This window comes from Xanthomonas sp. CFBP 8152 (assembly GCF_014199025.1).
Taxonomy (GTDB): Bacteria; Pseudomonadota; Gammaproteobacteria; order Xanthomonadales; family Xanthomonadaceae; genus Xanthomonas; species Xanthomonas arboricola_B.
The window spans coordinates 13,199-26,198 of sequence record NZ_JACHNO010000010.1; the positions used below are offsets into that span (position 1 = coordinate 13,199).

Annotated in this window: 8 protein-coding genes and 1 pseudogene; 4 read left to right on the plus strand and 5 right to left on the minus strand. The window is 65.8% G+C overall.

Translation table 11 applies throughout. From position 1 onward, the window contains the following. Nucleotides 1-18 precede the first annotated feature (18 nt). Nucleotides 19-438 (plus strand): annotated as a pseudogene (locus tag FHT09_RS19805) (MFS transporter); the annotation flags it as partial. Between the two features lie 158 nt (nucleotides 439-596). Here FHT09_RS19805 and FHT09_RS19810 read toward each other — a convergent pair. Both FHT09_RS19810 and ispG read right to left on the minus strand, forming a co-directional pair. Further along, nucleotides 597-1,295 carry a phosphatase PAP2 family protein gene (locus FHT09_RS19810; RefSeq protein WP_104607275.1) on the minus strand — a complete coding sequence of 233 codons (699 nt, stop codon included), beginning with the start codon at nucleotides 1,293-1,295 and terminating at the stop codon, nucleotides 597-599. Continuing rightward, nucleotides 1,276-2,541, minus strand: a complete 1,266-nt coding sequence (gene ispG / locus FHT09_RS19815; protein ID WP_104607274.1) for a flavodoxin-dependent (E)-4-hydroxy-3-methylbut-2-enyl-diphosphate synthase — start codon at nucleotides 2,539-2,541, stop codon at nucleotides 1,276-1,278. Before ispG ends, FHT09_RS19810 begins: the two co-directional genes overlap by 20 nt. Before the next feature lie 120 nt (nucleotides 2,542-2,661). Between ispG and FHT09_RS19820 the strand changes: the two genes are divergently transcribed. Both FHT09_RS19820 and FHT09_RS19825 read left to right on the plus strand, forming a co-directional pair. Further along, nucleotides 2,662-3,888: an ATP-binding protein gene (locus FHT09_RS19820; RefSeq protein WP_166775858.1), complete on the plus strand. Its 1,227-nt coding sequence runs from the start codon at nucleotides 2,662-2,664 to the stop codon at nucleotides 3,886-3,888. Further along, complete coding sequence (locus FHT09_RS19825) at nucleotides 3,885-4,463, plus strand: response regulator transcription factor (protein WP_104607273.1); 579 nt, start codon at nucleotides 3,885-3,887, stop codon at nucleotides 4,461-4,463. Before FHT09_RS19820 ends, FHT09_RS19825 begins: the two co-directional genes overlap by 4 nt. 632 nt (nucleotides 4,464-5,095) lie before the next feature. Here the strand turns inward: FHT09_RS19825 and FHT09_RS19830 are convergent. Then, nucleotides 5,096-6,052 (minus strand): glycoside hydrolase family 5 protein, encoded by a 957-nt coding sequence (locus FHT09_RS19830; RefSeq protein ID WP_104607272.1) that lies wholly within the window; start codon nucleotides 6,050-6,052, stop codon nucleotides 5,096-5,098. Between the two features lie 488 nt (nucleotides 6,053-6,540). Here FHT09_RS19830 and FHT09_RS19835 point away from each other — a divergent pair, with 488 nt between their 5' ends. Next, nucleotides 6,541-8,442, plus strand: coding sequence for an EAL domain-containing protein (locus tag FHT09_RS19835; protein WP_104607271.1), 1,902 nt, complete (start codon nucleotides 6,541-6,543; stop codon nucleotides 8,440-8,442). A gap of 47 nt (nucleotides 8,443-8,489) precedes the next feature. Here FHT09_RS19835 and FHT09_RS19840 read toward each other — a convergent pair whose 3' ends face one another. After that, nucleotides 8,490-10,052, minus strand: a complete 1,563-nt coding sequence (locus FHT09_RS19840; RefSeq protein ID WP_104607270.1) for a sodium/sugar symporter — start codon at nucleotides 10,050-10,052, stop codon at nucleotides 8,490-8,492. A 257-nt stretch (nucleotides 10,053-10,309) separates the two neighbouring features. Beyond that, nucleotides 10,310-12,922: an exo 1,3/1,4-beta-D-glucan glucohydrolase gene (locus FHT09_RS19845; RefSeq protein WP_104607286.1), complete on the minus strand. Its 2,613-nt coding sequence runs from the start codon at nucleotides 12,920-12,922 to the stop codon at nucleotides 10,310-10,312. Nucleotides 12,923-13,000: the final 78 nt, after the last annotated feature.

Consider the following 13,000-nt stretch of genomic DNA (forward strand, 5'->3'; position numbering starts at 1 on the left):
AGCCAACGCGCCTGTGCCGGCGAAGTCCCCAGTGCGTGGGTCTTCGTCGCAGAACACGTGCCTGCGCAGCGCAGGGGACCGGCTTGCGGAACCCTGACCGCCGGCCGGGCTGCCGGCGTGTTGCTCGGTTCGCTCAGCGCCGGGGCGATCAATCGCGCCTTCACGCCGCAGGAAATCGCCGACCATGCCTGGCGTCTGCCGTTCCTGGCCGGCGGCATCTTCGGCCTGCGTTCCGTGTATCTGCGGCGTCGGCTGCACGAAACGCCGGTGTTCGCCGAGCTGATGGCGATGCGGGCCGTCGCGCGCGAAACGCCGCTCAAACTGGTGCTGCGCGATCATCCACGCAGTGTGGCGCTGTCGTTTTAGCTGACCTGGATGGTGGCGGCCGGGGTGCTGGTAGTGTCGTTGATGACACCGACGTTGCTGCAGCCGGCCTATGACATGATTCTGCTGGCCGTGATCGGCAGCGTGATCGGGCTGCAGTTGCGCCATCGGGAGCGGGCAAGTCGTTGCTGAGTCAAAGGCAGCACCTGTGTTCGCCGCTCCTGGCAACCGCGCTTGCGCAGACCCCGTTCGACGTCGGCGCGGCCGTGCCCTCAGGCCGGAGTGAGATGGCGACGCCAATGCGGTCGCCGTGCGCCGCGAAACATCACCAGATACAGCCCGACCACCCACACCAGCGCAGCCGACCAGCCGCCCAGGATGTCGGAGGGGTAATGCACGCCCAGGTAGATGCGCGACACGCCGACCAGCATTGCGAACAGGCTGGCGGCGATGGTCACCGGCCAGCGCCAGCGCGTGTTCCAGGCCAGCGCGATGACCACCGCGACGAGCGTCATCGAGCCCATCGCATGCCCGCTGGGAAAGCTGAAGGTGCTTTCCGGGGCGATCGATTCCCACAGGCTCGGGCGGTCGCGCTGGAAGACCTGCTTGGCGCCCATGTTCAACAAGGCCGAGCCACCAAAGCCGAGTGCGGCAAAGGTCCCCTCGCGCCAGCGCCGCAACATCAGCAAGACCAGCACGATGACGATATCGGCCGGGATCACGCCATATTGGTATCCGATCTTGGAAACCACCCCGAAAAACGCATCCAGGCCCGGCGTGGCGATGCTGCGCATGCTCCACAGCAAGGGCTCGTCGAAGTAGAAATTTTCCAGTTCGTGGACTTCGTCGGCCAGGTCGACGAACAACCCCAGCGGCAGCAGCACGCCGGCAAACAGCAACGCCATGCGCCACGCATTGCTGCGCAGCCACCCCCTGAAACCGGCCGGCGATTCAGCCGGCGCGGCGGACATAGGTACGTTCGACGTACTGATCGATCAGATCGATGAACTCGTAGGCGATGTTTTCGCCACGCAAGGTGACGCTTTTTTCGCCATCGATGAACACCGGTGCCGACGGCGCCTCGCCGGTGCCCGGCAACGAGATGCCGATATTGGCGTGGCGCGATTCGCCCGGCCCATTGACCACGCAGCCCATCACCGCCAGGGTCATGTTTTCCGCGCCGGGGTTGCTGATCTTCCACTCCGGCATCTTGGCGCGCACGTGGTTCTGCACCACGCCGGCCAGTTCCTGGAAGAACTCGGAGGTGGTGCGGCCGCAGCCCGGGCAGGCCGTGACCATTGGCGTGAAGGCGCGCTGGCCGGTGGTCTGCAGCAGTTCCTGCGCGACGATCACTTCCTGGGTACGCGACTGGCCCGGTTCCGGCGTCAGCGAGATGCGGATGGTGTCGCCGATGCCCTCCTGCAGCAGCACGCTCAGCGCCGCAGCCGAGGCCACGATGCCCTTGCTGCCGATGCCGGCCTCGGTCAGGCCCAGATGCAGCGCAAAGTCGCAGCGGCTCGCCATGTCGCGATACACCGCGATCAGCTCCTGCACACCGGACACCTTGGCCGACAGGATGATGCGCTCGCGCGCCAGACCCAGTTCCACCGCGCGCTCGGCCGAATCCACCGCTGAACGGATCAGCGCCTCGCGCAGCACGCGCCCGGCATCCCAGGGCGTGTCGCGCTGCGAGTTCTCGTCCATCAGCTGCGCGGCCAGCGACTGGTCCAGCGAGCCCCAGTTGGCGCCGATGCGCACCGGCTTGTCGTACCTGATTGCGAACTCGATCAGCTGCGCGAACTGCAGATCCTTCTTCTTGCCGAAGCCGACATTGCCCGGATTGATCCGGTACTTGGCCAGGGCTTCGGCGCAGGCCGGTTCGGCGGAGAGCAGCTGATGGCCGTTGTAGTGGAAGTCGCCGATCAACGGCACCTCGATTCCCATCATGCGCAGCTTGTCGACGATGCGCGGAATGGCCGCGGCCGACTCGGCGTTGTTGACGGTCAGGCGCACCATTTCCGAGCCCGCGCGCCACAGGTCGGCCACCTGCTTGACGCTGCCGGCGATGTCGGCGGTATCGGTATTGGTCATCGACTGGACGACCACCGGGTGGCCGCCGCCCACGATCACGCTGCCGATCTTGACGGCCTGGGTGATGCGGCGCGGCCAGGCGGTGGCGTCGGCGGGAGGGGTTGGGCGAGTCACGGCGTCGTACATCGCGGTATTTTAGCCTGTCATCGGTCCGCTCACAGCTGAAGCGCTGCGCGGGCCGCCTTCCCTGCCGATGCGACGGTTTGTCGCAGGCCGCCACGCCCCCGAGCGCATAGCATTGCCGTGATGAATTCCTCAGACGCCTCCTTCCTGCGGACCCTGTGCAGCCTGCGCTGGCTGGCCACTGCCGGGCAGGCCGCCACCATCCTGGTCGCCACCGGACTCATGGGCCTGCACCTGCCGCAGCAACCCTTGTGGGCCGGTGTGGCCGCGCTGACGGTGTTCAACCTGTATGCGCAGCTGCGGGTGGCCCACCGTGGCGCGGTCAGCCAGGCCACCGAATTCGGCCACATCCTGGTCGATGTCACCGTGCTGACCTGGATGGTGGGCTGGAGCGGCGGCATCGCCAACCCGTTCGGTTCGCTGTTCCTGGTCCTGATCGCGCTGGCCGCGCTGGCCCTGCCGCTGGGCTGGGCGATGGCGGTGGCGGCGTCCTGCGTGGCCGGCTATGTGATCAGTGCGGCGTTCGGCTTGCCGCTGCCCTACGGCAGCTTCGACCCGCTCAGCCTGCACATGTGGGGCATGGCGGCCAACTTCCTGCTGTCGACGGTGGTGGTGCTGGCCTTCGCCACCCGGCTGGCCTTGTCGATGCGCGAACGCGAGCGCGAGATTTCCACGCTTCGCGAGCGCTTCGCACGCAACGAGGGCATCGTCGCGCTGGCCACACATGCGGCCTCGGTCGCGCATGAATTGAACACCCCGCTGGCGACGATGACCCTACTGGTGGACGACATCGCAGACCAGTGCGACCAGAGCGAATTGCGCGAGGATCTGGACACCCTGCGCGAGCTGCTGGTGCAGTGCCACGAGCGCGTGCTGGCCCTGGCCGCACCGGCCGACAATGGCCACCTCAGCCGCGAAGTGGCAGTCAAGGACGTCCTGGAACAATGGCGGCTGGTGCGCCCGACCATCGAGCTGCGCCGCAACGACGACGCACCGATGCGCCTGCTGCTGCAGCCAGGCGTCAGCCACCTGCTGATGGTGCTGCTCAACAATGCGGCCGATGCGGGCGAACGCGCCGGTCGGCCGCAGATCGATCTGACCCTGCGCGTGGAGCAGGACCATCTCAGCGGCGAAGTCCGCGATTACGGTCCAGGCTTCGACACCTCGCAGGCCATGTTGCCGGGCACCTTGTTCAACAGCGGCAAGCATGACGGCATGGGAGTGGGGCTGGCGCTCTCGCACGCCACCGTCGAGCGCCTGCAGGGCGAGTTGTGGATGCTGCCCGCCGAAGGCAGCGGCGCCCGCGTCGGTTTCCGTCTGCCGCTCTCCGAACACGAGGCACTCGCATGACAAGCACTCCCCTGCGCACCGGCCTGCTGGTCGATGACGACACCTTGTACCTGCGCACGCTGCAACGCAGCCTCGCCCGCCGTGGCGTGGAAACCGTGACCGCCGCCGATGCGGCCAGTGCCCTGTCGACCGCACGCAGCGCCTTGCCCGATTTCGCCTTGATCGATCTCAAGCTCGGCCACGATTCCGGCCTGAGCCTGATCCAGCCGCTGCGCGAAATCCGCGCCGACATGCGCATCCTGCTGGTCACCGGTTACGCCAGCATCGCCACCGCCGTGGAGGCGATCAAGCTCGGTGCCGACGACTATCTCCCCAAGCCGGCCAACATCCCCACCATCATGCGGGCGCTGGGCGAAGAAGACGACGAACTGCCCGAGCCGGACGAAGAAGAAACCGCGCGGGAAATGATGACACCGCTCAGCCGCCTGCAGTGGGAGCACATCCAGCAGGCGCTGCACGAAACCGGCGGCAATGTCTCCGCTGCCGCACGCCTGCTCGGCATGCACCGCCGCTCGCTGCAGCGCAAGCTGACCAAGCGGCCAAGCCCGGGGCCGTTACGCGAGCCCGGGCGTTGAGACCTGGCAACGAAACGTTGAACCGTGGCATTTTTCAGGTGCTATTCCAGGCTTGATCCATTTAACCATGGCGTTGTTTTTTGGTTCGATCCGACGCTCAAGTCAAACGCTCGGCGAGTCGAGTGCGCGGTGCCCTCACCGCTCGCGGGACACGCCGTGAATCCGTTCATGGAGGCTCCTTGGCGGCATCCATGCCGCCAAGGGTCGCGCAACCGGCAAGGACACCGCGCCAGAGAGTTAATCGACTGCTTTCTTTAAAGCGTGTTGCTCGGCTTGCGGTAGCAGATGCGCCGTTTGTAGCCTGCGTGTTGAAAGCCCGTTTGCTGCTCGGCTTGCGACGCGAAAATGGTCAGAGGTTGATCGAACGCTTAGTAATCCGACCAGCACACGTCATGCGTCGCTTGCACTATGACACCGACCATCTCGACTGGTCCTTGCCCGCCCACCGTCGCGGGACCTTACGCGGCATGGACGCCGCGTAAGAGCCTACACGGACGTACTTGCGGCGTGTCCCGCGATGGTGGGTGGGCAAGGGCCCTTGCAGCAAACCCGCAGATCAACCGCGCTGCAGCTCCCAGCGAACTATCTACGCATCCCAAAAGACCAAAGACGCTGACCGCAGGGCTTCAATCTCAACGTGGCCCGAACACGCTCGCCATGCGCGAGGTCGCGGCGATGCCATCGGCGCCCAGGATCAGGTTGCGGCCCCAGTTGCTGAGGCGCGTGGCGTTCCAGCCGATCGCGATATCCAGCGATTGCGTGCTGCTGTCGTTGCCCGACCACGACCAGCCCAGATAGCCGACGTTGTATTCGCGGGCACGGCGCATGATTGCCGCCTCGTCCACGTGCGCGCCGCGATGGTCTCCACCGAACTCGCCGATCACCAGCGCCAGCTTTTTATCGCGGAAAGCGCGCAGATAATTGTTAATCGTCGCATCGCTGCCGAACACTTCGTACATGTGCACGCTGAAGATCAGGTTGCGGCGACTGTCGCGTGCCAGCAAGGCGGCAGCGTTGTCGCGCATGTAGAACGTCCAGTCCTGTCCCCAGTTCGGGCCATCCACCATCAGTGCGTGGGTCAACCCGGCCTTGCGTAGTGCGGCGATCGCGGTTGCATGCCCGTTGACCCATTCGCTGGCGCTCAACTGATTGCCGAACGGCTCGTTGCCGATGTTGATGATGACGTGGTCTTCGTTGCCGATCAGCGCCTTGCGAATGCTGGTCCAGTACGCAGTGGCCTGGGGCAGACCGGCGGCGGCACCGTCTTCGCCATAGCCGGTGGTGTCGTGCACCTCCAGCACCGCGATCAAGCCCAGGCTCTTGCAACGCGCGATGATGCGCACCACGTCGGCCTCCGGCGTGCGGTTCCAGCGATAGCCGGAACTGAGCACGACACGCACACTGTTGGCGCCGGTGGCAGCGATGGCAGCCAGGGCCGCATCGGTACGGCTTGCGTACCAGGCATGCGGCAGATTGACGCCGCGCAAGACCACGGTGTTGCCATTGGACTCACGCAGCTGCGCGCCGGACACCGACAGCCCCGCGTGCGCGGCAGACGACAATGCCAGGCCTGCAACGACCAGCAGCATGCAGCTGGCGAAACGAGACAACGATGATTTCACGATCGATTTCCAGACAGTAGGGAGATGAGAAGCGACGGCATCGCTCACAGCGCGCGTGAACACTGTGTCAATCTTTTGCGTCAATCGATGCAACCCATGTCACATAACGAACAACCGCAGAAAAAAAGTGCGCCGAACTTTGTTGTGGTCGACACAGGCAGGCGCGCCATCAGTGATCGGCCAGGCGACGCCGATGTTTAGTGGACGGCGCGCCCGGCGCCGACTGCGACGCCGAACAGTTGCTTGCCTCGGCCATACCGCAGCAGTCCGGAGCGATCGTCGAGCTGGCGCCCGGCCGTCGCTCATACCGTCGCGTCATGCCGTGGCCTGATGCCATCGCGCAGCTGTCGTTCCTGCAGCGGCTCAGTCGCAGCCATCGCGCGGCAAGGCCGCTTCAACTGAACGGCGCCCAGCGCGGTCGATCAAGGGATTCCGCTCCAGGCCGATAGAAGCACATGCAATCCGCGCTCGCTCCTGCCAAGTCCCCTCTTCCGCCCATGGTCGACGAGTCGACCCGGTTGGCCGTCCTGCATGGCCTGTGCCTGCTGGACTCGCCGCCCGATCCGGTGTTCGAGACCATCGCCGCCATGGCGGCCCGCAACCTCGGTGCGGAAATCGCGCTGGTGTCGCTGGTGGACGAGCATCGTCAGTGGTTCAAAGCCCGTATTGGCCTGGAACCGCAGGAAACCCCACGCGACCAGGCGTTCTGCGCACATGCGATCCGCGCCCACGAGGTGATGGTGGTGCCCGACGCGCAACTGGATCCGCGCTTTTGCGACAACCCGCTGGTACTGGGACCGCCGTTCATCCGCTTCTATGCCGGTGCGCCGCTGACGCTGCGCGACGGCCACCGCATCGGCACCTTATGCGTGATCGGAACCAGTCCGCGTCCGGGTCTGGACGCCGAAGCGATCACGCAACTGGAAGGCCTGCGCGACCTGGCAGTGCTGCGGGTGGAAAACCTGCGCAGCACTACCTACCGCGACGGTCCGACCGGGCTCCCCAATCGGTCGCGCTTTGCCGAAGATCTGGATGCCTGGCTGTCGCAACGCGACAGTGCGCCGGCCATCACTGCGGTGGCGGTCGACATCTGCGGCAGCGATTACTTCCGCGACATGGTCAAGGCGCTGGGCTGGGATTACGTCGACGGCTATGTGGCGCTCGCGCAGGGCCGTCTGGCGGCCTATCTGCCTGCCGGCACCACGCTGTATCGGCTGGACCCGACCACCTTCGGCTTTCTGGCCCAGGCCGAGACACAGCGTTTGTCCTCGCTGTGCACCAGGATTTCCAAGGCCTTCACCGAGCCACTGGAACATCAGGGCATTCCGCATACCGCAGTGACCTCGATCGGCGCGGTCTCGCTACAGACCAGCTACGGCGCTGCCGACACGATCCGCTCGCTGACCACCTCGGTGGACATCTCGCGCGAGCGCGGCGTGCCTTGGAGCATGTACGAGCGCAAACACGACGTGGCCCAGCGCAATACCTTCCGCCTGCTGGCAGCCCTGCCCGCCGCGCTGGACAGCGCTAGTCAGCTGCGCCTGCACTACCAGCCGCGCGTGGATCTGCACGATCACCGCTGCGTCGGAGTGGAAGCGCTGCTGCGTTGGCAGCATCCGATGATCGGCCCGGTGATGCCTGCCGACTTCGTGCCGATGGCCGAGAAAACCGCGTTGATCAACCGCATCACCGCCTGGGTCATCGACAACGGCATCGCACAGGCCGCGCGCTGGCAACGACAGGGTCTGGACTTCAATCTGGCCTTGAACGTGTCGGCCGCCGATCTGGACCGGCCTGGATTCGCCGGCCTGCTACGGCGTGGCCTGGAGCGCCATCAGCTGGATCCGCGCCGGCTGGAGATCGAATTCACCGAAAGTGCGATGATCCGCCACCCGGAGCATCTGGCCGAGCAATTGGCTGCCATCGCGGCGCTGGGCGTGCATATCGCCATCGACGACTTCGGCACCGGCTACAGCAATTTCAGCTATCTCAAGCAGCTGCCGGCCAGCTCGTTGAAGATCGACCAGTCCTTCATCCGTTCGTTGCCGGACAACCGCACAGACCGCACCCTGGTGCCGGCGATGATCCGGCTCGGCCACAGCCTGGGCCAGCGCGTGGTCGCCGAAGGCATCGAATCGGCAGAGGCCTACACGCAGTTGCGCGCCTGGGGCTGCGACGAAGGTCAGGGCTACTGGATCGCCAAACCGATGCCGGCCGCCGCACTGGAAACCTGGCTGCAGACGCCGTGGCATGAGCAGTTCCAAGCGCCGGTCAACCTGCTTGCCGCAAGCCTGGCCGCAGCGCACGTACAAGCGGCGGTAGCACAACGTGCAGACGCAATGCGGCGCGACACCTGAGTGTCGCGCCGCATGTGCGCAGCCAATGTCAGCTGACTGCTGGACGATTACCAGAACGTCGCGTACAGCGCGATCAGGATCACCACCACCCCGATCGCCCCGATCTTGAAGCCGAGCGTGGTGCCGTAGGCCACATCGTCGGTTCGGATCAGGTCGCGCGCCTGGGTCGGCGCCGTCATCGACGACACCAGCACCGCCAGCACCAGCGCCGCCACGAACACCACGCCAATGCGGTCCATGAACGGCAGTTCCGGCCAGGCGAACTTGAGCGCGAACGACAACACCACCGAACCGATCGCCGCAGTCAGTGCGCCGGCCTCGTTGGCGCGCTTCCAGAACAGGCCGAGCATGAAGATCACCACCACGCCAGGCGTAAAGAAACCGGTGAATTCCTGGATGAACTGGAAGCCCTGGTCGAAGTTGCCCAGCAGCGGCCGCGCGGTCAGGATGCCGATCGCCACCGCCACGATGGCCACGATGCGCCCCACGCGCACCAGCTGCTTCTGCTCGGTCTGCGGGCGGAACTTGGCGTAGAAATCCAGGGTAAAGATCGTCGCCACCGAGTTGATCTTGGAGGCCAGCGAGGCCACGATCGCCGCCACCAGCGCCGCGAACACCAGGCCCAGGATGCCGGTCGGCAGCAGCTGCATCATGGTCGGATAGGCCTGGTCGGGCTTGGCCAGATCCGGCGCCAGCACCACCGCGGCAATGCCCGGCACCACGATCACCAACGGCATCAGCAGCTTCAGGAACGCGGCGAACACCATGCCCTTCTGCGCCTCGCCGATGTTCTTGGCCGCCAGCGCGCGCTGGATGATGTACTGGTTGAAACCCCAGTAGCTGATGTTCATCACCCACAGGCCGCCCAGCAGCACGCTCAGGCCGGGCAGGTCCTTGTAGAACGGGTTGTCCTTGCTCAGGATCATGTGGAAGTGCTCCGGGTGCGCACTCCACAGGTGCTTGAAGCCGGCCAGCACGCCGGCGCCATCGCCGATCCGCGCCAGGGTCAGCCCGGCCACCAGCAGGCCGCCCAGCACCAGCAGGGTGACCTGCACGATGTCGGTCAACGCCACCGCCTTCAGCCCGCCGTACAGCTGGTACACCAGTGCGAACACGCCGATCAACGCCAGCGCCAGGGTCTGGTCCATGCCGGTGACCTGGCTGACCGCGATCGACCCCAGCCACAGGATCGAGGTGAGATTGACGAACACGTACAGCAGCAGCCAGAACACCGCCATCAGCGTGCGGATCCACTTGCCGTAGCGCTGTTCCAGGAACTGCGGCATGGTGTAGATGCCGTTGCGCAGAAAGATCGGCAGGAAGAACTTGCCCACGATCAGCAGCGTCAGCGCCGCCATCCACTCGTAGGAGGCGATCGCCAGGCCGATCGCATAGCCGGAACCGGCCATGCCGATGATCTGTTCGGCCGAGATGTTCGCGGCGATCAGCGAGGCGCCGATCGCCCACCACGGCAACGACTTGCTCGCCAGGAAGTAATCCTCGGCGCTCTTGGTGTGCCCTGCCTTCTCGCGCGAGACCCACTGCGCGAGTACGAAGATGCCGGTCAGATAGACCAGCACAATCACGATATCCAACGTCGCCAAACCCACTGCACTCTCCTGTCTGGCTCTGGGCTGCGCGTCGTGGACCGGCCAGGTCTGCAGACTGCCGCCGCCCGCACCGCGTGCGTGGGGGCAGCGCGGCGAACCGCAGCTGCAGGCCTTCCCGGCCGATCGACGCGCGCGTCCCGCGGCGGCTGATGACACCACCGCTAAAGGTGGCCGCTGTAACACGTCGCCGGGGCCGGCGACGCATGTATGTGGTTCTTACCTGGGCACACCCGCAGGCGCGCCCGCGGGTGTGCTGTTTACTTGACCGGGCAGTCGAGCGTGACTTCGGCTTCGTTGAGCGCACCCAGCGCGATCTTCGACACCGACAGGTCCAGCGCCGCAGCGCTTTCGATGCTGGCGACCTGGGTCAGCTTGGTCACATCCGCACCGGCCACCGCAAAGCACTTCAACGGCACGCCGACCACCTTCCACTGGCCTTGCGGCAGCGCGGCCAGTGTCTTCTGCGCATCGACGCGGCCGCCGCACTTGTCGCCACAGCCCACGCCCAGCCACACCGGCGCAGTCACTGCGCTGTCGCGGCGCACGGTCAGCTGCAACTGCACATCGCCGTTGCTCTCACGCGAGACATCGACCGGCTTGCCGGACACCAGCAACACGCTGGAGGCCTTGGCACCGGACCACACCAGACGCCGCGCATCTTCCTGCGCCTTGTGATCGACCGCGGTCATCTTCAGGCTGCCATCGGACAGATCCACCGGCAGCGTGGTCGCCGGCATGTTGGCCTGGCCGGCATTGGACAGCTGCATCGCAATGCCCAGCGCCGGCTTGCCGCGCACGAAGTACACCCCGCCCACCGACTGCTCGCCGGACACGCCCGATTCCTCCGGCAGTGCGGCCAGGTCGCCCTTGTCGGCATAGGTCAGGCCGAAGCCGAACTTGAACTGCGGGTCGTAATCCTTCTGCCCGACGTTGTTGGCGAACTGCACCGCGGTCCTGGGCCAGGAGAAGCTCAGCTTGCCCTTGAAGTCGTTCTGTACCGTGCCATCGGCCTTGCGCAGCAGCACGTCGGCAATGCCCTCGCCTTCCGAACCCGGCAACCAGGCGGCGACGAAGGCATCGGCGGCGTTGATGTACTGGTTCATCCACAACGGACGCCCGCTCAGGAACACGGCCACTACCGGGATGCCCTCGGCCTTGAGCTTCTTGATCAGTGCCAGCTCGCTCTCGTCGCCCGGCTTGTACAGCAGGGTGGCGATGTCGCCCTGGAACTCGGCGTACGGGTTTTCGCCGAACACCACCACCGCCACGTCGGGCTTGGTCTTGTACGCACCATCGACTGCCAGCTCGGCCGTGCCGCCGGCCGCCTTGATCTGCTTGTCCAGGCCTTCCCAGATGGTGTTGCCATTGGGGTAGTCGCTGCGTTTGGTGCCGGTGCCCTGCCAGTTCAGCGTCCAGCCGCCGGACTGCTTGCCCATGTCGTTGGCGCCGTCGCCCAGCACGAGGACGCGCTTTTTCGGATCCAGCGGCAGGATGCCGGCCTGGTTCTTCAGCAGCACCAGCGACTCGCGCACCGCCTGGCGGGCGATCGCGCGATGTTCCGGCGCGCCCAGCAATTCGTACTTGCCGCCGAGCGGACGCTTGGACGGCTTGCCGGCTTCGAACAGGCCCAGGCGCAGCTTGACGCGCAGGATCCGGCGCACCGCATCGTCCAGGCGTTCGGCCGAGATCTGGCCCGACTTCACTGCCGCCAGTTCGGTGTCGTAGATGCCCTTCCAGCTGTCGGAGGCCATCGCCATGTCGACGCCGGCAATGAACGAGGCCGGGCAGTTTTCGTTGGTGCAGCCCTTGACCTGGCCGTGGCCATTCCAGTCGCCGACCACGAAGCCGCCGAAGTTCATGCGGCCCTTGAGCACGTCGGTCAGCATGACCTTGTTGCCATGCATCTTCTCGCCGTTGAAGCTGTTGAACGAGGCCATCACCGTCTGCGCACCGGCCGCGATCGCCGGCGGGTAACCGGCCGCGTGGATATCGCGCATGGTGGCTTCGGACACCTTGGTGTCGCCCTGGTCCTTGCCGTCGCTGGTGCCGCCGTCGCCGACGAAATGCTTTACCGAGGAGATCACGTGGCTGCCGTCGAGGAACTGCGGGGTGCCCGGCACGCCCTGCACGCCTTCGACCATCTTGCCGGCGAAGCTGGCCACCACGTCCGGCGATTCGGAATAGCCTTCGTAGCTGCGGCCCCAGCGGTCGTCCTGCGGCACCGCCACGGTCGGCGCGAAGGTCCACTCCATGCCGGTGACGCGGGTTTCGGCGGCGGTGACTTCGCCGATCTGCTTGATCAGCTCCGGGTTGCGCGTGGCGCCCAGGCCGATGTTGTGCGGGAACAGCGTGGCGCCGACAATGTTGCTCTGGCCGTGCACCGCATCGATGCCGAAGATGATCGGAATCGCGTTGCCGCCCTTGGAGGTGTCCATCGACGCTTCATAGAAGGCGTCGGCCAGCTTCAGCCATTGCGCCGGGCTTGCGTCGTATTTGCCGCCCGGATCGGAATTGCCGCCGGCCAGCACCGAGCCGATGCGGTACTTGCGCACATCGTCCGGGGTCATGCTGGCGATGTCGCCCTGGATGGTCTGCGCGACCTTCTCTTCGACGCTCATCTTGGCCATCACATCGGTGATGCGCTGCTCCAGGGCCTGGTCCTGGGCAAACGGCCACTTCGGCGACGGCCATTGGTCGGGATGAATCGTGGTGGACGCCTCGGCCGGTGCGGCGGCCGGCGCGGTCTTGCTCGCCTCGGCAGCGGTGTCCTTGCCTTGGCAGGCGGCCAGCATCAGCACCGCAGCGGCGGTGGCCAGAGAGAGGGCACGACGCGCGACAGGCGCGGCGGTACGACGAAGCAGCTTGTCCAAGATCCAGGTCTCCAGGTGGTTCTCCCCACGGCGATGCGTGACGCCGCAGGCCATTAGGCGGCGTACGCTTGCGTGATT